Annotated in this window: 18 protein-coding genes and 1 tRNA gene; 8 read left to right on the forward strand and 11 right to left on the reverse strand. The window is 35.6% G+C overall.

Annotated features, from left to right (window positions below; all coding sequences use genetic code 11):
* Nucleotides 1–64: 64 nt before the first annotated feature.
* From AAGD72_RS00605 to petA, 4 genes are all read left to right on the forward strand, one after another.
* Nucleotides 65–1021, forward strand: coding sequence for an IS5 family transposase (locus AAGD72_RS00605; RefSeq protein ID WP_341814569.1), 957 nt, complete (start codon nt 65–67; stop codon nt 1019–1021).
* Nucleotides 1022–1245: 224 nt separating this feature from the next.
* Nucleotides 1246–1318, forward strand: a tRNA-Val gene (locus AAGD72_RS00610).
* Nucleotides 1319–1370: 52 nt separating this feature from the next.
* The gene (gene gyrA, locus AAGD72_RS00615) at nt 1371–4079 is read left to right on the forward strand and encodes a DNA gyrase subunit A (RefSeq protein WP_341814875.1); all 2709 of its coding nucleotides are present in this window, start codon (nt 1371–1373) and stop codon (nt 4077–4079) included.
* An 86-nt stretch (nt 4080–4165) separates the two neighbouring features.
* Entirely contained in the window at nt 4166–4765 is a 600-nt protein-coding gene (petA, locus tag AAGD72_RS00620) for a ubiquinol-cytochrome c reductase iron-sulfur subunit (protein ID WP_182309809.1), read from the forward strand.
* A gap of 9 nt (nt 4766–4774) precedes the next feature.
* Here petA and priA read toward each other — a convergent pair whose 3' ends face one another.
* Complete coding sequence (gene priA / locus AAGD72_RS00625) at nt 4775–7117, reverse strand: primosomal protein N' (RefSeq protein WP_341814876.1); 2343 nt, start codon at nt 7115–7117, stop codon at nt 4775–4777.
* Between the two features lie 144 nt (nt 7118–7261).
* Here priA and AAGD72_RS00630 point away from each other — a divergent pair, with 144 nt between their 5' ends.
* Entirely contained in the window at nt 7262–9046 is a 1785-nt protein-coding gene (locus AAGD72_RS00630) for a hypothetical protein (RefSeq protein WP_141456689.1), read from the forward strand.
* A 72-nt stretch (nt 9047–9118) separates the two neighbouring features.
* Here AAGD72_RS00630 and thyX read toward each other — a convergent pair whose 3' ends face one another.
* The 5 genes from thyX to acpP all read right to left on the reverse strand — a co-directional run bounded on the left by thyX (nt 9119) and on the right by acpP (nt 13979).
* Nucleotides 9119–9973: an FAD-dependent thymidylate synthase gene (gene thyX, locus AAGD72_RS00635; RefSeq protein WP_015589436.1), complete on the reverse strand. Its 855-nt coding sequence runs from the start codon at nt 9971–9973 to the stop codon at nt 9119–9121.
* Nucleotides 9974–9982: 9 nt separating this feature from the next.
* Nucleotides 9983–11260 carry a UDP-N-acetylglucosamine 1-carboxyvinyltransferase gene (gene murA / locus AAGD72_RS00640; RefSeq protein WP_341814877.1) on the reverse strand — a complete coding sequence of 426 codons (1278 nt, stop codon included), beginning with the start codon at nt 11258–11260 and terminating at the stop codon, nt 9983–9985.
* Between the two features lie 155 nt (nt 11261–11415).
* Entirely contained in the window at nt 11416–12012 is a 597-nt protein-coding gene (locus AAGD72_RS00645; protein WP_010082032.1) for a CPBP family intramembrane glutamic endopeptidase, read from the reverse strand.
* 457 nt (nt 12013–12469) lie between these two features.
* Complete coding sequence (gene fabF / locus AAGD72_RS00650) at nt 12470–13741, reverse strand: beta-ketoacyl-ACP synthase II (protein ID WP_077188419.1); 1272 nt, start codon at nt 13739–13741, stop codon at nt 12470–12472.
* A 13-nt stretch (nt 13742–13754) separates the two neighbouring features.
* Entirely contained in the window at nt 13755–13979 is a 225-nt protein-coding gene (gene acpP, locus AAGD72_RS00655; RefSeq protein ID WP_213863337.1) for an acyl carrier protein, read from the reverse strand.
* Between the two features lie 181 nt (nt 13980–14160).
* Between acpP and AAGD72_RS00660 the strand changes: the two genes are divergently transcribed.
* Complete coding sequence (locus tag AAGD72_RS00660) at nt 14161–15168, forward strand: polyprenyl synthetase family protein (RefSeq protein WP_341814878.1); 1008 nt, start codon at nt 14161–14163, stop codon at nt 15166–15168.
* Entirely contained in the window at nt 15161–16102 is a 942-nt protein-coding gene (locus tag AAGD72_RS00665) for an FKBP-type peptidyl-prolyl cis-trans isomerase (protein WP_010963087.1), read from the forward strand. The genes AAGD72_RS00660 and AAGD72_RS00665 overlap by 8 nt, the downstream gene beginning before the upstream one ends.
* A gap of 68 nt (nt 16103–16170) precedes the next feature.
* Here the strand turns inward: AAGD72_RS00665 and hslU are convergent, their stop codons facing one another.
* On the reverse strand, nt 16171–17661 hold the full coding sequence (gene hslU, locus AAGD72_RS00670) for an ATP-dependent protease ATPase subunit HslU (protein WP_006280200.1): 1491 nt from the start codon (nt 17659–17661) through the stop codon (nt 16171–16173).
* 1 nt (nt 17662) lies between these two features.
* Nucleotides 17663–18217 carry an ATP-dependent protease subunit HslV gene (hslV, locus tag AAGD72_RS00675; RefSeq protein ID WP_006280198.1) on the reverse strand — a complete coding sequence of 185 codons (555 nt, stop codon included), beginning with the start codon at nt 18215–18217 and terminating at the stop codon, nt 17663–17665.
* Between the two features lie 115 nt (nt 18218–18332).
* Between hslV and gshA the strand changes: the two genes are divergently transcribed.
* The gene (gene gshA / locus AAGD72_RS00680) at nt 18333–19493 is read left to right on the forward strand and encodes a glutamate--cysteine ligase (protein ID WP_012673378.1); all 1161 of its coding nucleotides are present in this window, start codon (nt 18333–18335) and stop codon (nt 19491–19493) included.
* Between the two features lie 3 nt (nt 19494–19496).
* Here the strand turns inward: gshA and AAGD72_RS00685 are convergent, their stop codons facing one another.
* From AAGD72_RS00685 to AAGD72_RS00695, 3 genes are all read right to left on the reverse strand, one after another.
* The gene (locus tag AAGD72_RS00685) at nt 19497–20294 is read right to left on the reverse strand and encodes a hypothetical protein (RefSeq protein WP_341814879.1); all 798 of its coding nucleotides are present in this window, start codon (nt 20292–20294) and stop codon (nt 19497–19499) included.
* A 70-nt stretch (nt 20295–20364) separates the two neighbouring features.
* Nucleotides 20365–21312, reverse strand: a complete 948-nt coding sequence (gene hemH, locus AAGD72_RS00690) for a ferrochelatase (RefSeq protein WP_341814880.1) — start codon at nt 21310–21312, stop codon at nt 20365–20367.
* Nucleotides 21313–22134 (reverse strand): hypothetical protein, encoded by an 822-nt coding sequence (locus tag AAGD72_RS00695; RefSeq protein ID WP_341814881.1) that lies wholly within the window; start codon nt 22132–22134, stop codon nt 21313–21315.
* Between the last annotated feature and the right edge of the window lie 102 nt (nt 22135–22236).

Raw genomic sequence — 22236 nt, forward strand, 5'->3', positions numbered from 1 at the left:
AAAAATCTGGTGGCTACTGACAAAATTCATTATAAAATAGCCATTTAACCTTGAAAGAAAAAATATGCCACAAAAAATGAGGGTCAGTAACCATAGCGAATATAACAAATTTCTAGAAAAAAGAGGAAATATTTTTCATTATATCAACGAAGCCATAGAAAAGTGGTACGAGAATGGTCCAAAAATACCAGGTGGCAACAATATTTATAGCGATAAAGTTGTAATTTTGGTGCACATAATAACTTGTTTATTTAGAATAGGCCTGAGGCAAACAGTTGGGTTTATAGCAGGATACCTTGAGCAAATTGGGAAAAATTTGCAAGTTATCAGCTATTCACAATCATCAAGAAGGTTTAAGAAACTTAATATTAAGATCAATGATTGCAGAATTGATAAAAATAATATGGAAGATATCGAAATTGCTATAGACAGTACAGGAATTAGTATATACAACAACACTCCTGGTCATAGCAAGGAAAATAGCGAAGATAGAAAGTATCGCAGCTATGAACAGACAAGAAAATTGCATGTAATGTTGAATACAAACAGCAAAAAAGCCATAGCTGTAAAATACAGTAATGGTGTCTACTCTGATCACTATGGAGCTTGTGATTTGCTAAAAGAAGTCGATTTTCAGTATGTCATAAAAGTACTATATGCAGATAGGGCATATGATAGAGAAAAGCTCTATAAGCTGTGTAATCAATATGGTATAAAAACGAAAATTCCTCCGAAAAACAACGCAGCAGAGCATCCAAAATTGGATTATATGCTTGATAGAAATGCCGCTATTCAGTTAATGAAATTACATGGTGAGAATGGTATAAAAAGATGGAAAGAAGAAGTAAATTACGGAAAAAGATCGTATATTGAAGGATTTTTCTCAAGGTTGAAGCGAATATTTGGGTTTAGTTTTAGGAGCAAATCTGAGATTAATCGTGAGAAGGAACTACTTGTTAAATGCTATTTGCTCAATAAGTTCACTGATATTGGTATGGCTAAATTTGAGATAGCTTCATAAATTTATTGTGCGTTACCTACTATCCGAAGAGCGATGCAACAAAGCCATCCCAGTGTCGGCTACTTGGATGACACCATTTATTGTAAGGACTTACCTCACATTTACTCTATGATTATCTTTTTAGATCACCTTGTCTACCTATTTTGCCACTCTGCTGAACGGATACAATTTATTGCTATTTTTGTTTACAATAATAATATTGAGCTATAGAATTAGATCTAAAGGGGCAATTAGCTCAGCTGGTAGAGCATCTCGTTTACACCGAGGAGGTCGGCAGTTCAAGTCTGTCATTGCCCATTTGCTTAACTGAATGTTAGTATTATTAATTACTTCAATTAAAGTATAGAAAATGCAGGATAATATAGTACCAATCTCAATAGTAAAAGAGCTGGAAGATTCTTATCTTTCCTACGCAATGAGCGTTATCATAAGCCGGGCTATACCTGACGTGCGGGATGGATTTAAACCTGTTCACAGGCGCATATTATATGCAATGTCAAGAGCTGGATTCGATGCCGGTAAGCCATATAAAAAGGCAGCTCGTATAGTTGGGGATGTAATGGGGAAATATCACCCACATGGTGATGCAGCTATTTACGATTCCTTGGTTAGAATGGCCCAAGATTTCTCTCTTCTTTTACCACTTGTTGATGGGCAAGGTAACTTTGGTTCGATAGATGGAGATCCACCAGCTTCAATGCGATACACAGAAGCAAGACTTCAAAAAGTGTCGCACTTTTTACTGAATGATATTGATGAAGATACAGTTAATTTTAGGCCAAACTACGATGGAAATGAAACAGAACCAGTTGTGCTGCCTGCAGAGTTTCCGAATCTATTGGTAAACGGTGCAAGTGGTGTTGCAGTTGGTATGGCAACCAATATTCCTTCTCATAATCTTGGAGAAATAATAGATGCTTGTATATTATATGTAAATAATCCTGAAGTTACTTTGGATGAGTTACTTGAAGTGATGCCAGGGCCGGATTTTCCAACTGGGGGAACAATTCTTGGAAGGTCTGGAATAAGATCAGCATTTGCAACGGGTCGTGGATCAATTGTTGTGCAAGGCAAGACTCACATAGAAGACCTGCCACAAGATAGGCAAGCAATAGTGATTGATGAAATACCTTACCAGGTAAACAAAGTAAAATTAATTGAGAAGATAGGTGAGCTTGTAAAAGAAAAAAGAATTGATGGCATAACAGAAATTAGGGATGAGTCCGATAAGTCTGGTATTAGAGTAGTAATTGACCTCAGAAGAAATGCTGAAGCAAGTTTTATACTTAATCAAATATTGGGACTAACTCCACTAAGAAGTAGTTTTAGTGTTAACACTTTAGTCCTCAATAACAACAGACCTGCTTTGATGTCGTTAAAAGAAATCATAGCTGCTTTTGTTGATTTTAGAAAAGAAGTACTAATTCGAAGAACAGAATTTCGTCTAAGAAAAACGAGAGAAAAAGCTCATATATATATAGGGCTCTACATTGCGGTCCTCAGCATAGATGAAGTGATAAAAATCATCCGCGGTGCAAAAGATCCTGCGGAAGCAAGTAGAGAACTTTTAAATAAAGAATGGAAAACTTCGAATGAAATCAACACTATTATCGAGTTGATTTCAGATAGCGCAAGCTTTTTGAAAGATGGAGTGTATAGATTAACTGAGCTACAAATTAAGGCTATCCTTGATATGAAACTGCAGCGTTTAACAGGCCTTGAAAAAGACAAATTAGAAGCTGAGCTAAGTTCAATGATCAACCTGATAAAAGAATATATCGCTTTTCTTGGCTCAGAAGAGAAGTTGATGAAGGAAATAAAAAACAATCTACAAGAAATAAAGAACAGATTTGCTGTGCCGCGAAAAACTTCAATAGAGGAATCAGATACGGACATTGAAGCTGAAGATCTAATTCCACAAGAGGATATGGTGATAACCGTAACTATGAATGGTTATATCAAGCGTGTGAAGCTTTCTCACTACAGAACTCAGCGTCGTGGTGGAAAAGGAAAGCTAGGACAGGGATTAAAAGAAGAAGACGTAATTACAGAATTATTTGTGACAAATACTCACACTAGCGTTTTGTTCTTCTCTAACATTGGTCGAGTTTATAGATTAAAAGTTTATAAGTTACCTCTTGCAGAGCCAACTGCACGTGGAAGAGCGCTTGTTAATATATTCCCTCTTGCTGAAGGTGAAACTATAACTAATATCATGCCGTTACCAAGTGAAAATGATGAAAATCAAAACATAGTTTTTACTACTGCCTATGGAAACATAAGGCGTAACTCTTTAGCGGACTTTCACTATATTCCAAGCAATGGAAAAATAGCAATAAAGCTCGATGAAGGAGACAAATTAATATCGGTTAAAGTATGCAATGAAATTGATCATGTTTTTCTTTCAACAAGATTCGGCAAAAGTATCAGATTTGTTGTAAGTGATGTGCGTCAATTTAAAAGTCGCAATTCAGATGGCGTAAGAGGTATCAAACTTGTAAAGAATGATAGCGTGATATCCATGACCATATTAAATGGGATAGGTGTAGCAACAGAAACAAAAGAACTTTACTTAAAAGTTCCACTTGCAAAAAGACTGGGAACTGCAATTAATAACTCCATTGATTCTAAATTGGAAAAGACTTTAAATGATTTAGGAATAGATAACGAATTGTTCTTAAAACTTGCATTGAATGAGGAGTTTATATTAACTATTACTGAAAATGGCTTTGGTAAAAGAACTTCTGCGTATGAGTATAGAATAACTAACAGGGGTGGTGTTGGTATCACCAATATTCTTACTACTAGCAGAAACGGTAATGTTGTTGCTAGTTTTCCAGTTGAGCAGGGTGATAATATAATGCTTATTACAGATAAAGGAAAGTTAATTCGTATTTCAGTAAATGATATCAGGATTGCAGGACGTAGCACTCAGGGAGTAACTCTATTTAAAACAGAAAGTAGAGAAAAGGTGGTGTCAGTAGCGAAAATTGAAGATCCTGATTCCACTGAAGATAGTATTTCTGAAGTTGAAAACTCTATCTCTTCTCAACTGTAGTACAGGTTAAACAAAAAGCGCAAGTTTTTGTTGATTAATACGCAGTATTTAAATTAAAATATATACTTATGGCTAAGTAAAGATCAATGGACAAAAATTTAACTAAAAATAAAAAACCACTGGCAGACAAAGAGGATAAAAAAACACCTCCTGTTAAAGATCTTACTAAAAATAAGAGTAGGAGAGATTTTATAACATTAACTACATGCGCTATGGCAGGTATAGGAGCTGCAAGTGGACTTTGGCCACTGGTTAAATCTATGAATCCTTCTGCTGAAGTTCTAGCAACTTCCACAGTGGAAGTGAATTTGTCTGGAATTCAGGAAGGACATGGAGTAAAAGTAAAGTGGCAAGGTAAACCAGTATTCATTCGTAGACGCACAAAGCAAGAAATTGAGGCTGCAAGAGCTGTGAATGTGAAGAGCTTGAGGGATCCTCAATTAGATGAGCAGAGAGTATACGAAGGAAAAGACGAATGGTTAATCATGATCGGAATATGTACACATCTTGGGTGTGTACCGGTTGACCACGCTACAAGAGATGGTAATGGTTGGTTCTGTCCTTGCCACGGTTCATATTATGACACATCAGGCCGAGTGATTGGGGGTCCTGCACCAAAAAATATGGTTGTACCTGATTATTTTTTTCCCAGTGAGAATGTTGTGGTAATTGGCAAGAAGGCTTAACGGAACTCGTTAAAAAAAACTCACAGGATCAACATCTATTATCACTGCAATACTCGAATTCAAGTTACAATTTTTAATCCAATATTTCAGCTTTTTTTGTATAGATAAACTGTGTTTATTGTGTATTTTTAATAATACCCTATACCGATACTTATTATTTAAAAAATTTATCGCTGCTGGTGATGGGCCAAGAATTTCAAATTCCTTTTTGTCTACACCTACATTTTTTTCCTGGATACAAGTAGTTAAGCTACTTGGATGACAAAGAAGAGATTTTACTATTTCATTCGCTGCTTTTTGTGTTGCAATCTGATTCTTACCACAAATGATAAGCGCTATTAATCTGCTAAATGGTGGCATTTTGGCTTCACGTCTTGACTTAAGTTCAATTTCATAAAATGAGTCCCTTTTTTGATGCAGCAATGCTTTTATTATTGAACTTTCAGGGTTATTGGTTTGCACTATTACCATTCCTTTTTCATTAAACCTTCCTGACCTGCCTGCAACTTGGTGCAACAATTGATACGTCTTTTCCGCTGCTCTTAAATCAGAATTTTCGAGACTCAAATCTGCATTCATTACTCCAACCAAAGTTAATTTGGGGAAATTGTGCCCCTTAGCAATTATTTGTGTGCCGATTATAATGTTCACCTCTTCTTTCAGTACCAAGTCAATTACGTTACTAACCGACTTCTGATCGCTGCTTATCATCGCAGTTTTTGCGTTTGGTATTAATTTCACCATTTCTTCAAGTAACCTTTCAATTCCTATGCCGTAGAGGGACAATGGCTGTTCACTTTGGCAATTAGAACATTTTTCTGGAAGTTTCAATTGATAAGAGCAATGATGGCACAAAAGAGCATTTTTTTTCTTGTGATATGTAAGCCAAACAGCACAATTTAAGCAGGAAATTTTATATCCACACTTTTTACAAACTGCCAGTTGTGCATACCCTCTGCGGTTTAGAAAAAGCATAACCTGCTGTTTTTTCTCTATGGTTTGTTTGATGCTTTCAAAAAGCTCAGAGGAGATCCATTGCTTGTTGCTTCTCATATCCACTACTTTAATGAGTGGCAATTCTGCACCACCGAATCGCTTGGTTAGCTTTACATGATTGTAATTCCCGTTTTTAACATGATGAATCGTTTCAAGCAGTGGAGTAGCTGATGATAAAATAATCGGAATATTTTCAAATTTGGCTAAGATTATCGCCATATCTCGAGCATTATATATAATTCCCTGTTCTTGCTTAAAAGATGAATCATGCTCTTCATCAACAATAATCAATTTTAGGTTTTTATAAGGCAAAAAAAGTGCTGACCGTGCACCAATAATTATCTGCGCATTTCCACTTGCTATATTGAGCCAATTATTCCGGCGAGTTTTTGGAGTGAGCTCTGAGTGCCATTCAACTAAGTTTTTTGATATCTGACCGCGAACACGATTTACCAATTGTGAAGTTAAAACAATTTCAGGTAGGAGGATTAAAATTTGTGCATTACCCTCTCCTGGTGTCATTTCAACATATTCTGGTGTCATACTAGTACGTGGCAAAGACGGTATGCTAAATGTTACAGTGGGTTTTGCCTTGAGTATAAAGGTGTCATTCCAGTGCTTGACACTGGAATCCAGGAATTTTGATTGTAAATTAGGTATTGGTTTTAAGTTAAAATAAACATTTGTAATGAAGTTATATGAAAAACTGGATCCCAGTGTCAGGCTACTCGGATAACACCCTCTTGGTAGACCCAAATCACAATGTTCGTACAGTTGTGTCTCTGGGCACTGGGATGGTAAAGTCTGAGCAGCATTTGGAACGGCAGTGTAATTCTTAATCAATTGTGCAATCACAGAGAGATAAACTTCGGTTTTTCCAGATCCTGTCTCACCGTCAAGCAAAGTCACTGAATACTCGTTCAAATTGCTTATTATTTTATCACTAGCTATCTGCTGTTCAGGGCTTAATTGGCAACTTATTTCACTTGTTTCCTGCTTTTGTTCAACACAAACCAATTTATCTATGTGATTTACTTTTAACACTCCTCCCATTATCACTTTGGCAAGCATACCAATAGGTATTAAATTGTATTGTGCAACCCACTCTGCAAATGCAATCAATTTTGGTCTAATATTTGGTAAATCGATTTTTTGCTCAATAAATTTTAATTCTCGGTTACTTTTATCACTGTATTTCCAAACTATTCCGATTAAGCGTTTTTTGCCAAATGGCACCACTACGTAATCTCCAAGTAAAATCTCAGTATTTTCCTCAATTGCATATGAAAATAACTGATCAATTGGAAGTGGTAGTAATACGTCAACTGTTTTTGCCATAGTGATTGAGTTTAACATTGTTTTAAAGAGCTTGTAACTTTATTAAGCCTGGCAATATAGATGAATCGGTACAGAGAAAATCTTAACGTTTAACACATTTTTCATAGTACAGACCGTATGATTGATAAATAAAATGATTTATAGAATTTGTGGAGGCTACCAATGGTCAACGACAAGATTACTTTGAACTTTGAAATAGAAAAAGGCGAACCTATAGATCGATACTACTTTTCTGCACATATAAAGCTTACAGATGAAAGCAAAAATCTTTTGCGGGAGAAGCTTGGCAGTACAATTCAATTCGATAATCTAGATGATCACTTCAATCTTAACCATGAGAATTTTTATATCTACTACAACAAATATAGTGAGCACAATGGTAGAAGTGAGCTACACGTTAGGGATGATAACGGTAAATATTTAACCTCCAATCTTCCACTTAATTACTATGGATTCTCAATGGAACTATCACCTGACGGAGCGTCAATTGCAGATTATGGTTTTTATCCTCTGTATGCAATCTATAACCCAAATCACTATAATAAAGCAAAGGAAAAAGTATTTGATGATCACGGTGAATTGTCACCAATTGCATCAAATGTGTTAGATAATTTTTTAAGCAACACAAATAGCTTAACCACACAAGATATATTACAAAATGTATTCTCACAACTGCAGAAGAAAGCTGATGAAGAAGCAGAAAGATTGGCAAGAGAAAGAGAAGCAGAAAGACAAAGGGAGGAAGAGTTAAATGAAAAGAACGAGGAGTTAAAAGAACTTGTAGAAAAGGATGAGATTAAAATATTCAAAGTGGTAAAAGGTAATGATTTAGGTAATGGGCATTCAGCAGTAGTTTTACAACTTGATGGGGAAGAAGGTGACAAGATACCTCTCGACTCTAGTAAATACTACATAGCAGAGTATAGACACCACCCAGAATGGGAAGGCGATGAATATTTAAATTTTGTTAGCCCTGATAGTGATATGCTGGTTAATTATGAAAACTTATTTTTTGTGCTCAATCAAAGCTCCTACTCAGACTTTGAAAGTGGGTTTTATTCAGAAAACAGAACCGATCCCCATAATTATGCTAAATATTCAAAGGAACCATATTTGAGTGGTGACCAGCTATCTGAAAAATTATCTAATGAATTGGAGGAAGATAGCAATCAGATAGGTACTGAATTTACAATTGATGATGAGCAAGTAGACGAAGAAGTTGTGGTAGAGAGTGAAGCCAAGTCTGGGGAGAAAGGAACGGTTGGTGAGGATAACGCAAAAAATACTATACAGGAAGAAGAATCTAACTATATAGATCAAATGCAAGCGGATGATAGCAGCAGTTATAAACCAGCTTTGCAAAGCAATCGTGATGATTATGCTGATACGAAAAAAGCTCTGCAGGAAAAATTGCATGGAGATGAAATACACAAGCAAAGTAATGAGAAAGCTCAAAAAGATATAGAAGTAAAAAAAGTAACTGTGGAAACTGACAGTAGCAGTAATAAGACTGAAAAACAAACAAAACCAACAGAAGATGAACAAGAAACTGTTATGGCAAGTGTGATAGAAAATATGGATAAAAATTCTGATATTGAAGCAGAAACTTCTAACAGTGTTGCAAATTCACAACATCCCTTAAAAATAAAGACAGGAAGTCCTCTTGAAGTGGGAAAGTATAAGGTGGAGCTGCAAGTGACATATGATGATGTAAAGAATTTTTATGATACCGTACGTGGTAAATATCATGCTGGCGATGGATATAACTACGAACAAGTAATGGTTTTATATAATGAAATTGTTAGGCCCGCTCACAATCATCATTACGAGCTGTTTACTCTTGATGAAGCACATGTTGCTAATGATCACCTGTTTATCAAGGGTCAGGATTTTGGAACTCTAAATGATTTTAATGAGATGTTCTATAAAAGTGATGAGTTAATGTGATGTAAAAAGCAAGATTCAATCTGGTGAACGAGAGTTAACTGACAGAGGAGATTGACACGTATGCCTTTATCTTTAAGATTGTTTATCAAGTATAGACATCAGCTCGCCCCATTCTCTTTTACCAATATTACTTTCTTCTCTAGTAACGTTTTCCCCTTTAATTAATTTGCGAATTATTTCTAGACCAGTTCTTGAAATACAGGCTGATTCTAGGCAATATTCAACAAAGGCATTGTAGGCCAGTGGAACCCATTTTTTTATTATATCCAGCATAACTTCTGCATAAACTCTGATTTCATATTGGGCATGCTTATCAGCTCTAAGCTTCAAAAAATGAAGGAGATTATGCAGATCTATTTTCCAATAAAATTGCGTGTAGTAATTAAGCATTAGGTTAGTTCTGGCAATTTCTCTTGCAAGCCCCTGCTCAATAAATTTTTCATAATGAGAATATACTAAATTAGAGTCATTTGTTAGAGAATCTATTATTTCCTTTGAGGTATCTGGATCAAAAGCTTCCCCGCTACCTTGTTTATTATTGTCAGATTGTTTTGCAACTTGTTCTGGTTTAGGTGTATAAAATTCATTATCAAGTATTGAATACCTTGCTGAATATTCATTCACATTTGCAGTTCTATGCCTTATCCATTGCCTTGCAACAAAAATTGGAAGTTTCACGTGAAACTTAATTTCACACATTTCAAATGGAGTTGTATGATGATGTCTCATTAAATACTTTATAAGTGCTTCATCCTGACTTATCTGTTTTGTTCCCTTGCCATAAGAAACACGAGCAGCTTGAACTATAGCGCTATCAGAGCCCATATAATCCACTACTCGAATAAATCCATGGTCTAATACCTTATGTTCTTCATATAAGATTGCATCTATTTCTTTTACTATAGTTCGTTTGGTTGCTTCATTCATAAAATATCCTCAAGACGAAATGGAGATATCAGCTCCACATGAATTGAGTTTTTCATGCATTGCTTCATATCCTCTCCATAAATGATGTGAATTGTTTATTATAGTTTCTCCACCGGCTACCAAAGAAGCAAGCACCAAAGCTGCTGTTGATCTTAAGTCAGTAGCATATAGATTAGCTCCAGATAAGCTTTTTATTCCACTTATAGTAGCTTTGCTTTTCTCGATGCTGATATTAGCACCTAACTTTCTCAATTCATCTGCATGTGTAAATCTGTTTTCAAAAATGTTCTCTTCAATTACTGATATCCCATCAGCGATGCACATTGAAGACATCAGTTGTGGTTGCATATCACTGGGAAAATTGGGATATGGATCTGTCGCAACGTTAGCAGACTTAATAGAGCCATTTTTTCTGGAAATAACAATGCCTCCATCATACAGTTCAACCATAGCTCCTATAGTCTCCAACTCATTTGTAATACACCTTATATCAGATAGATTTATTCCTTCCAACTCCAACTTACCACCGGTTATTATAGCAGCTAGTGCATAGGTGCCTGCTTCTATGCGATCTGGTATTATTTTATGAACACATCCATTTAGTGCTTCAACTCCTGTTATTATGACCTTTGTATTATCAATTTCAATATCAGCACCCATTTTCTTCAGAAAATCTATTAAATCAAGAACTTCCGGCTCAGTTGCAGCATTGTTTATTGTTGTCACTCCTTCTGCAAATGTTGCTGCCATTATTACATTTTCTGTTGCGCCAACACTTATTTTCTCAAATGTGATTTCTTTTCCTTGTAGCTTTCCTTTCACTGTTGCAATTATATTATAGCCGTCAATTTCAATTTTAGCTCCCATTTCTTCTAATGCTTTAATATGCATATCAACGGGACGCTTTCCAATGTTGCATCCACCAGGAAATGCTGTTCTCGCTTTGCCAAATCTGCTAAGCATTGGACCCAATATTAGAAAAGAAGTTCTTAGCTTACTTGCGGTTTTATATGGCATCACGTGATTGTTGATATTGCTGCAGTCAATTTTCAAAGTATGGTTCGCTTTATAATTTTTATTGTGCATAAAGTTCACTTCTGCTCCAAGACTTTCAAGCAACTTAGACATTAGATGCACATCAATTAAATCAGGTACATTATGCAAAATTACCGGGGAGCTACTTAATAGACTTGCTGCCATTATTGGTAAAACAGCATTTTTTGAGCCATTAATCTTGATTTTTCCGACCAAAGGTTTGTAGTTATTTCTTATTAATATCTTGTGCATTTAATTAGATATAAAGTATAATTCATTAGTTTATTGAAGTCTTACTAAGTATAATAGATTGACCGTAAAAGGCAAAATTTGCTTTTTCTTCCTCATCATCCCAGTGTCATGCTACCTGCATGACACCTGATGCGAATTGCCCCCGAAATTTTATACTATGAATTACTCAAATGACGCTCTCGAGCTTTATCAAACCAAATAACACCAATTGCAACAATGAAATAACCAGCTGCTCCTAATGTAAGGCGAATTACTGCATCGAAAGTTGACAGAGGAGGAGACGGCATTAGAATGCTCAAAACACTATACACAAGATTATTTGTTGCATGAGCAATAGTTACTGGCCAAATCGAGTTGTCTTTTTCAAACAACCAGGTAAACATTATAGACATTGCACAAATATAAAGGGTATAAGCACAAATAGTCGGGAATGTAAAGCCATCCTTCCACAAAGCTGAGCCAGCAACCACATAAGTTGGTATGTGCCATACTGACCAAATAATACCGACAATAATTGCTCTGATATAAAAATTTGATATTTTGCTTTTAAGATTTTTCAAAAGATAGCCACGCCAACCGATCTCTTCACCAAGAGACATAATGATCCACATCACAAAGGTTGATAATAAAACAAATAACATCACTAATGGACTCAAAACTGCACTCAAATCCTTTACACGGTCTAACGTAAAAGACTCTCGGAAAAATGAAAAACCGCAGTAAATTGACAAAAGACCATTGGAAATTAGCATACTTACCAGAATAAGTATAAACCCTAATAGACAGTTTTTTGGCGAACTAAGTTTAAAAAGATCCCTTACCTTCTGTTTATTATAAATGGTTAGCAAAATTGCAACTGAAGCCGGAACAAATGTTGTTAATAATGTTATGTCTTTGAAAGGTAAGCACCAAGCTATAATGCACGTCAAAAAATATGTAATTACAACAAATAATGTACAATTAATAGTGGTTAAATTCATGCATACGCCTATCAATTCCTTTTCTGCATTATTGATCTTTATTCATAAATTGTCAATAAAATACTTCTTCAGGGATGAATAGAATATTTTTTCTTTTTGAATTGCTATTGATAGTTTAATTTTTATATGTATTCCCTTTCACAACCGTTTGTCATCCCAGTGTCACGTGCTGGGATGACAGTAGGAGAGCTGCTTGCATGACAAGAGGAAGACACTGGGGTAACATCAACTAAACTTGTCCAAATATGAGCGATGCATTAGTGCCACCAAAACCAAACGAATTAGAAAGTGCATATTGAATTTTATGCTCCTGAGCTTTAAACGGTACAAAATTTAAATCACATCCTTCTGAAGGCTTGTGTAAATTTAAGGTTGGCGGAATAATTCCATTATTTAACGCAAGAATACTGAATATTGCTTCAACGCTCCCTGCAGCACCAAGTAAATGTCCTATAGAAGATTTAGTTGAAGAAACAGGTATTTTATAAACGTAGTCACCGAATAACTGTTTCATTGCTATTACTTCAATTTTATCTCCAAGTGGCGTTGAAGTTCCATGTGCATTGATATACCCTACTTGATTGGGATTAATTTGCGCGCTCTTTAAAGCAAGCTGCATTGCCTTAAATGCGCCTCTTCCTTCTGGATGTGGTGCTGTAATGTGGTGCGCATCTCCTGTGAGTCCGTACCCAACCAGTTCAGCATGTATTTTTGCCCCCCTTTTTTTTGCATGTTCGTATTCTTCCAACACCAATATACCTGCTCCTTCACCCATAACAAAACCATCGCGTTCTGCATCCCATGGTCTTGAAGCTTCTTTGGGTTTATCATTGAATTTAGTTGATAACGCTTTCATAGATGCAAAACCTGCAATTCCAACTCTACACAGTGCACTTTCTGCTCCACCTGCAATCATAACATCTGCTTCACCAAGTTTTATAGTTCTTGCTGAGTTTATGATTGCATGCGCACCTGTTGCACATGCGGTTACTGCTGAATCGTTTGGACCTGTAAATTCGTATTTAATAGAAATATGGCCAGATATCAAATTTATTAGACTTGCAGGGACAAAAAATGGACTGACACGTCTGGGCCCTTTTTCCTGCATGGTAATAACATTTTCCTGAATTGACGGAAGACCACCTATACCAGAGCCAATAGTCACACCAACACGTTCCCGATTGATATTTTGGCTTTCCAAAATTAATGAATCATCTACTGCCTGAATAGCTGCTGCAATACCGTAATGGATAAAACGATCTGTCCTTTTTGAGTCTTTCTCAGAAATATAATCTAGTGGATTGAAATGGTGCTCAATGTTGTCTGATTGCAACGGCACCTGCCCTGCAATTTTGCAAGCAAGATCAGAAGAGTCAAATCTATCCGTATTGATTGCTTTTATGCCAGACTCACTTTTTATTAGCCTTGACCAAGTGTTGTCAACATCTGCCGCTAGTGGAGTGATTAAACCAACACCAGTGACTACTACTCTTCTGCTCATTTAACACTAACTATTAGCCTTTTTTATTATTAATGTACTCAACTATTTGCTCCATAGTTTCCATTTTTTGTGCGTCTTCATCTGGAATTTCTATTCCAAACTCTTCTTCTGCTGCCATGATGATTTCAACTGCATCTAAGCTGTCTGTACCATGCTCCGAAAGCTTTGAAGAGCTGTTGAATTTCTCTACATCCTTACTAATATGCTCTAGTATAATCTTTTTCACTTTCTCTTCTATGTCTTCTCTAGTGCTCTTTGCTAGTTCGCTATTCACATTTCTTACCAAAAAAATAACCTATTCTTTGATGTTATAAAAAATTTTTATGTTTGCAATATCTTTTATAACTGGTAAACTACAGTAAAGTTTTCTACTGCCCTAGCTGGCTAGCGTTACGTGCTAAACAATTAACAATTCAAAAATGCTAGACGAAACAACAAAAAATTTGCTTATTGTAGAAGTAAATAAACTCTTACCCGAAAATAGCGAGAATAAGCTTATATCAGCTATGCGTTATATACTCCTTGCTCCTGCAAAACATATACGCTCCTTTTTAGTCGTAGCTTCATCGCGAGTGTTTAACGCGGAAGCTAAAAAAGTAATATCAGTTGCTGCAGCAATTGAATTTGTTCATGCTTACTCTCTAATTCACGATGATTTACCGTGCATGGACAACAGTGATACTCGCAGAAGCCAGCTAAGCTGCCATAAAAAATTTGATGAAGCAACAGCAGTGCTTGCCGGAGATGCACTACTTACTCTGGCTTTTGAGGTATTATCTTCGTTAAATGAGAAACGCTGTGAGATCATAAAAGTTCTTTCTCAGGCAATAGGAATTAGGGGAATGGTGGGAGGACAGGCTTTAGATATTAACAGTGAGCATATAGATTTTAGCCCCCAACCCTCTGTCATTCAAGTAGCAGACACTGGGATCCAGAAAGCTTTGCCTACAAGCATTTCGTGCAAAAAGCCATGCGATAGTGGAGCTGAACATGAAATGGATTCCAGTGTCAGCTACTTGCATGACACCCTTTCTACCTTAAAACTACAACATTCGTACGGCTGTATGTATGACGCTGGAATGACGTCGGGCCAAGCTGATAAAATAAAAGAAATTCATTTGATGAAAACCGCAAAACTATTTGCAGCTTCATGTGAAATAGGTGCTATAATAGGGGGTGCTACAGACAAGCAACGTAAAGCGTTATATAACTATGGAATAAATCTAGGGCTTATCTTTCAAGCTAAGGATGATATTGAAGACTACGAACAAGATAAAACAAATAATCTTATGTCTGTACTTGGTAAAAGTGAAGTAGAGGACTATATAGACGTCCTCTTTAAACAAGGCTTGGATAATTTGAGTGCGCTTTCAGGGGATACTAATTATTTATATGATTTATTGAATCAAGTAAAGAAAGATGGTTAGAAAAATTATATTACAAATGCTTATTTCCGTAGTAATGATTCTCACTTTAACTTCTGCTTTTGTGTTTACTATTGTCTATATAAACAAAGGTAAACCGGAAAAAAAGGACAAGCTTTATGAGATAAATGCCACGCATGGTGGTTTGATACAGACGATAGCACATTACCTAGTGAAGCCAATACTTGAATCAGCACTTGACCGCTATATTGAAAAGCATGGGCTGACAGAATATTTAGAAGAAATAACGCAGCAAAAGGAAGAAGATTCAATAAATTTTTATGAAATTACTGAAGGCAGTGGCAGCAAGGCTTTTTGTGGCCTGGAAGTCCTATTGCAAATATATAAAATTTCTAATAATAACTCAGCAACACTCCCTAGCAAAGTTTCTGATGTTACTTTGAAAATAGGTCAAGATGACCTAAAAGAAGTGAGTTTAGGGGTAATAGGTATGAAAGAAGGCGGAGAGCGTGTAGTTACTATTGCCAATGAGAACAAAATGAATTTTAATTCTTATTACGTCAAACTGATCGAAGTAAAGGATAAATATCCCGACTCAGTAAATAATCTGATGGTTTTTAATGACTTAATTAACAAGACTGGAAAACAAGTAAGGTGCGGTGATGAGATATCGGTTAAATATAGCGTAAAGGAGCATAATGGGGAATATATAGTCAAAGATCAAACAGTGCAATTTAGGGTTGGCGATAAAAAAATACCACTTGCTATAGAGCTTGGAGTTGTGGGAATGAGAGCTGGTAATAAAAGAACTATTCTTTCTCCGCCTGACCTTTTGACTATTACTGACGATATGTTAATAAAAGACATAGATTATGATGAAGAAAATATCTCAATAATTGACTTAAGCTTAGATGTTAAGCAAGAGGTCGCAGCACACCATTCTACTGTTGAAAAACAGCCTAAAGAATATAGCTGAAATTTTAGGTCTACTGGCTAATCTTCTGAACACTCTCTATACTACTTAAAGTAGGCTTTTCGTTTTTCCTAAAGTATAAACTTAGATAAATCAAGCTGCTTCGAAATTGACTCAAGTTTATCTTTTACATACTTGCTGTCTATAATGAATTTTTCGCTATTTTTCTCAGAAGCAATGAAACTTATTTCATCTAAAAGCTTCTCCATGACAGTGTGAAGCCTTCTTGCACCTATATTTTCCACTTGCCTATTAACTGTAAACGCTATTTCAGCTATGGTTTTTATACCATCATCAGTGAACTCAAGTGTCACATTTTCTGTTTTCATTAAAGCTATGTACTGCTTTAACAAACTAGATTCTGGTTCCTTTAATATTCTTATTAAATCCTCTTGAGTAAGTGCCTTAAGTTCTACCCTGATCGGTAATCTGCCCTGCAATTCCGGTAAGAGGTCAGATGGTTTAGACTGATGAAAAGCACCAGATGCAATAAATAATATATAGTCTGTTTTTACATGGCCATACTTAGTTGTAACAGTTGTTCCTTCAAGTAATGGTAACAGATCGCGTTGCACTCCTTCTCTGTTTACTTCACCTTTTACTTCTGTACGCGCTGCAATTTTGTCTATTTCATCCAAAAATACTATACCGTCATTACTAACAAGATCAATGGCTTCTTTGATTATCTTATCTTCATCCATTAGCCTTTCACTTTCTTCATTAATTAATATTTCACGCGCTTCTTTTACCTTCACCGTAATAGTTTTTGTTTTTTTGCTCCCGTTAAACATCTTGCCCATTATTTCTGTTACATTCATCACACCAACTTGCCCACCTGGCATGCCTGGTATATCGAAAGTAGGTAACATACTCTTGCTCTCTCTGACGTTAATAGAAACTTCTCCGTCCTCAAACTCTTTATTCCTCAACCTTTCTCTAAAAATTTTTTTACTCTCTTCGGTTGCATTTTCGCCTACCATAGAGTTTACTATTGTTTTCTCAGCTAAAATTAAAGCCTTTTTAGCTAAGGCTTTACGGGCTTTCTCTTTAACTAAAACTATTGCTGCATCAACTAAATCGCGTATTATCGAATCAACGTCACGTCCAACGTACCCTATTTCAGTAAACTTCGTTGCCTCAATTTTTATGAACGGTGCACCGGCAAGTTTTGCTAAGCGACGAGCTATTTCAGTTTTACCAACCCCTGTATGACCGATCATCAATATATTCTTAGGTATGATTTCATCACGCAATGGAAATGGAACCTGATTGCGACGCCAACGATTTCTGAGCGCAATAGCAACAGCACGCTTTGCATCATCCTGTCCGATTATGAATCTGTCCAATTCTTTAACTATCTTCTGTGGTGGCAGGTCATCTAACAAAACTTGAGTGCTGTCATTAACTTGAACATCGCTGTCATTTGAATCAAAACCACTCTTAGTATCTTTATAGAGGTTATCTTTTTCATCGTAGGTGTCACTACTACAAGACCGCCCTTCTGAAAGGGTTATGGGCTGATTGGAAAAATTGGTGCATAAAGTTTTTTGCTTGGAAGACATATCACTCCTCTATCTTTTCAATAACTACATTATGATTTGTATAAACACATATATCGCCAGCTATCTTCATAGCCTTTTTCGCAATTTCCTCTATTGATATTCCTTTAATGTCAATTAAAGCTCTTGCTGCAGATAGAGCAAAATTTCCCCCAGAGCCAATAGCTGCGACTCCATCTTCAGGTTCAAGAACATCACCTGTTCCCGTAATTACTAATGAAATAGATTTATCTGCAACGATCATCATAGCTTCTAATTTCCTCAGATATTTATCCATTCTCCAGTCTTTTGCAAGTTCAACACATGCTCTCATTAATTGCCCTGGGTGCTTGTCAAGTTTAGATTCTAATCTTTCAAAAAGAGTAAATGCGTCGGCTGTTGCCCCGGCAAATCCAGCAATTACGGAATCACCAGAAAGACGCCTAACTTTTTTTGCTCCAGATTTTATAACAGTGTGGCCCAGTGAAACTTGTCCGTCACCTATTACTACTACACTTTTATCTTTTCTAATTGATAATATAGTAGTGCCATACATTTTATTGTTATCGTGTTGAATCATTTTTCTATCACTTTAAATAAGAATCTCATTATACTTTAATCTTTAGTCAAATTTACTAAATATGTTCAACTATAGCTTATAATATAATACCTTCCTTATAACATTTAAAGTGCAGATGCAAAACATAATTCACCCAGATTTGGAAAAAAGTATAAATAATTGGTTCGAAGCAAAATTTAATGGCCTTACATCGCCATTTTATAGCTCTATAGATCTTAGAAACTCTGGCTATAAAATCGTTCCAGTAGACGCTAATTTATTTCCTGCGGGGTTCAATAACTTAAGTGAAGAATCAAGAACGATGGCAGCAAGATTGATAAAAAGCTATTTTAAAAGACATCAATACAAAAAGGTTCTTATAATACCGGAAAATTATACACGCAATAAAATGTATATAGAAAACGTATTTGTTATAGAGAAAATACTACAACTCGCAGGTTTTGAGACTAGAATTGGCCTTTTATATAATGAAGTATACAATTTAATAGAACAGTATGAAACTGTTGTGAAAGAAAACTCTCTGCTAAAGACAACTTCAGGATTTGTGCCTGATGTTATTATACTGAACCGTGATATGACGAGCCACATTCCAGGCACGCTGAAAGACGTAAAGCAAGATATAGTACCAAGCCCACTATACGGTTGGCATAGCAGGCAGAAATTTAAGTATTTTGAAATCTATCAAGAATTAGCATCTGAGTTTTGTGGCAAATTTAAAATAGACCCATGGCTAATTTCTGTGCTTACAGAGAGCTGTGATGGAGTTGATTTTGATGATGATTTGTCACTAGGAGCAGTAGCAACTAAAGTTGACCAAATATTATCTCTAGTGCAAAAAAAATATGAGGAATATGAAATAAAAACACAACCTTACGTTTTTATCAAAGCAAGCAATGGCACATATGGGATGGGCATTATAACAGCAACAAGTGGAGAGGAAATATTAAACCTCAATAAAAAAAAGCGTCATAAAATGAAAAAGATAAAAGAAGGAATAGCAATCAATAGCGTTATTATACAAGAAGGTGTACCAACCATTGACATGTTTAAAAGCAGTTCTGCAGAACCGCTAATATACTATATAGGAGATACTCCAACATGTTACTTATACCGATGTAATAGCAGAAAAGATGTATATTCTAGCTTGAATGCCACTGACTGTGAGTTTCATGATGTTAGCCAGGTTGTAGAAGGTAAAATTCTATCACTTTGGAGTATTGTTAGCAAATTAGCAGTACTAGCGTTGGCAGTAGAAATAAAATCTTTTCATCCCTAATTCTTATACCTCTACAGTGCTGTCATTAGAATGAACGTTTATATTATGAACATCATCAAGTTCAGTGGAAGGATCATCATTGACAGGTTGTTGAAACAATTTGTCAAGCTGAACTGCAAGAAATACTGCACTATATATTATGCTGACTGTTACGCTTAAGTTGAAATTATAGATTATACCATTACCTAAGTTTATTGGTATAGTTGGAGTCTCTATACTTCTTAATATGAAGTTTAATAAACCTAATGACAAAGTTAATGTGCTGATAATAAGGTCCTTCTTACACTCAGCAGACTTTTCAGGATCCTTATTATCTAGGTATTTTCTCCATGAATAATAGTAGCTTATAGGTTCCGAAATAAACAGAAATAGGATCGTTGATGTTAAGTGAATGTGACTTATTACGTCTGCATTACTCCTAGTAAAAAAATGGATGACTTTCAACATCATCAATGCTTCTATGATGCTGCTTGCAAGATTAGCCGATTTACCCACAATTTTTGCCAGCTCTTTTTTACTCTCAGGGTTTCTGTAATCCTTAATTAGATCCTGTAGAGTAAATGCAGAATGGGCAATGTATAGAATAGATGTCGGAAACTTTACTAGTCGAGCAACATTCCGTATAAGAAAGATATTGGATCTATTATTGTCAATGAACTCGCAGCAAAATTGCAGTGAAATCTTACACAATAGGGCTGTTAAACCTGTTGTGATGCAGATTACCTTCCTGAAATCATGATCATAAATATCATGCACCTTTTGTGCGAGTATGTTAGATTTCTTTTTTAGCTTGCTTGGCATGAAATAGTTAATAACTTCCTGTTATTCTATCACATAAAATCCTAAAAGAAAAGCCCTATGAATCAGGACTTTAAGGGAGATTTATGCACAAATCGGCTAAGCATTTTATAAACAAGGGATCGGTACTGAGAGTTGGCACACGAAAGTAATATCCATCCTTGATAATTGCTTTATATTCTATATCAAGTTCAACTAGAGTTTCTGAATGCTCAGAAACAAAAGATATAGGTGATAGAACTACAGGTACACCATCAATTTTTGCGCATAATAGCTCACTTTCAGTGCTTGGCTCTAGCCATTTTACAGAACCAATCTTACTCTGATAACATATTGACCAATCAAGATCTTTAATATTCAAATTTTTTACTATTAATTTTACTGTTTCTTCTATCTGTGAAGCATAAGGGTCGCCTTTTTTAATAATACTAAGAGGTAAGCTATGGGCTGAGAATAGGACTCTTGGCTTATCGATTCTGCTGGCTAATTTGTAATGCTTAGCTATTAAATTAGCGTGAGCCTCAATAAAGTCTTCGTTATTATAATAATGGTGAATTATTTTTGTATCGCACTTTAGACCATGGTTTTTAGCATTTTTTTGCCAATTTTCGATGGATGATAAAGTTGTGGTAGTTGAATATTGAGGGTATAGTGGCAGCAAAATTACTTCATCAGGATCAAACTGTTTTACACTTTCAATAACTTCGTCAGCAAATGGACGCCAATAGCGCATGCAGATGAATACCTTGTGTACATGGTTTCTATTTTCGTTTAATTTTAGTTCTAAAGCATTAGCTTGCATTTTTGTATTCTCTAGAATTGGCGATTTACCTCCAATTTCCTCGTATATTTTTCGTGCAGTATTTTCTCGTTTCGCAGATATAAACTTTGCTAAAAGAAACCGAAAGGGATTCGGTAGATTGATTATTCTCCTGTCATAAAAAAGGTTAAATAAAAAAGGACGGACCGCATTTAGTGAATCAGGCCCGCCAAGATTAAATAAGATAACTGCCTTTTTCACCTACGCACTACTACAACAAGTTACTTCTGGGGTGCCTATAAAATTAGCTACACACTCATCAAATTTAGTTATAGGCACTAAATTTCTTACACTGGCATACAATAAGTGGCCTGATCTCTTCAGGTTACTCTTGGTGGATGTGAAGTTCCAATCGAAAAATGTATCGACAAAAAGACTTGGTACTGTTTCAAGAAGTTCAACGGCAGCTAAAGATAGCATTATACAACTTTGCAGGACCTTCAAAAGAACCTTTAGAGGGAAAAGTAAAACTTTAACGAAAAGAGAGGTGCTACTTGTTTCATCCAGTAGTCGCCCTGAGTTAGGCGAATTATACTCGGTGTGTTTTCTATTTTGATCAAAGATAGGAAATTTTATAGTATCTTTCTTAAATTCCGCGTCTATTTCTCCTCTACTACGGTTGGTGATTTTTTCCATTAACTTCTCACGCACATGCCAAGTTCTTACAACAAAACATGTAGCAACCATCAACGCAGCGCATATAAGTGCGCATTGCATGAGGCTCATACTGCCTACCATAGCTGGCAGCGCAAAACAAACAAATGGCACTATGATAGCCATTTCAAGCAATGGAATAGTATTCCTTTTCATTGCAAAGGCAGCACCTTTTTTTAATTCTGTATTATGATGTGAACTATATTCCAAATAACTTAAAAAGGCCAAATTAAAAGTTAAAAATCCTTTTGTTCCACAAAAAAGTGATGACTTAAAGTTACTTACTAATTTTTTAGTAGTAGATTTAGCTTGTTTTTTAGTGGTAGGCTCAGCTTGTTTAGTAGTGTTATTTTTACAACATTCACCCATACAATACCTCCTTGATGGTTTATTCTTAACTATAAATAAAAAACTACTTTTATCAAATCAAAATTTGCAATAAAATGAATCCATAAATATACAATCTTATAT

Origin of the sequence: Wolbachia endosymbiont (group A) of Chalcis sispes (assembly GCF_964026765.1) — a bacterium.
Taxonomy (GTDB): Bacteria; Pseudomonadota; Alphaproteobacteria; order Rickettsiales; family Anaplasmataceae; genus Wolbachia; species Wolbachia pipientis.

What these genes read in the sequence shown, in the direction of transcription:
- hslU (WP_006280200.1), bottom strand. Translation starts at nt 17,661, where the DNA reads ATGTCTTCCAAGCAAAAAACTTTATGCACCAATTTTTCCAATCAGCCC.
- thyX (WP_015589436.1), bottom strand. Translation starts at nt 9,973, where the DNA reads ATGAATGAAGCAACCAAACGAACTATAGTAAAAGAAATAGATGCAATC.
- AAGD72_RS00660 (WP_341814878.1), top strand. Translation starts at nt 14,161, where the DNA reads ATGCTAGACGAAACAACAAAAAATTTGCTTATTGTAGAAGTAAATAAA.
- AAGD72_RS00685 (WP_341814879.1), bottom strand. Translation starts at nt 20,294, where the DNA reads ATGCCAAGCAAGCTAAAAAAGAAATCTAACATACTCGCACAAAAGGTG.
- AAGD72_RS00605 (WP_341814569.1), top strand. Translation starts at nt 65, where the DNA reads ATGCCACAAAAAATGAGGGTCAGTAACCATAGCGAATATAACAAATTT.
- priA (WP_341814876.1), bottom strand. Translation starts at nt 7,117, where the DNA reads ATGTTAAACTCAATCACTATGGCAAAAACAGTTGACGTATTACTACCA.
- gyrA (WP_341814875.1), top strand. Translation starts at nt 1,371, where the DNA reads ATGCAGGATAATATAGTACCAATCTCAATAGTAAAAGAGCTGGAAGAT.
- AAGD72_RS00645 (WP_010082032.1), bottom strand. Translation starts at nt 12,012, where the DNA reads ATGCTAATTTCCAATGGTCTTTTGTCAATTTACTGCGGTTTTTCATTT.
- AAGD72_RS00630 (WP_141456689.1), top strand. Translation starts at nt 7,262, where the DNA reads ATGGTCAACGACAAGATTACTTTGAACTTTGAAATAGAAAAAGGCGAA.
- AAGD72_RS00695 (WP_341814881.1), bottom strand. Translation starts at nt 22,134, where the DNA reads ATGGGTGAATGTTGTAAAAATAACACTACTAAACAAGCTGAGCCTACC.
- petA (WP_182309809.1), top strand. Translation starts at nt 4,166, where the DNA reads ATGGACAAAAATTTAACTAAAAATAAAAAACCACTGGCAGACAAAGAG.
- murA (WP_341814877.1), bottom strand. Translation starts at nt 11,260, where the DNA reads ATGCACAAGATATTAATAAGAAATAACTACAAACCTTTGGTCGGAAAA.
- gshA (WP_012673378.1), top strand. Translation starts at nt 18,333, where the DNA reads ATGCAAAACATAATTCACCCAGATTTGGAAAAAAGTATAAATAATTGG.
- hslV (WP_006280198.1), bottom strand. Translation starts at nt 18,217, where the DNA reads ATGATTCAACACGATAACAATAAAATGTATGGCACTACTATATTATCA.
- fabF (WP_077188419.1), bottom strand. Translation starts at nt 13,741, where the DNA reads ATGAGCAGAAGAGTAGTAGTCACTGGTGTTGGTTTAATCACTCCACTA.
- AAGD72_RS00665 (WP_010963087.1), top strand. Translation starts at nt 15,161, where the DNA reads ATGGTTAGAAAAATTATATTACAAATGCTTATTTCCGTAGTAATGATT.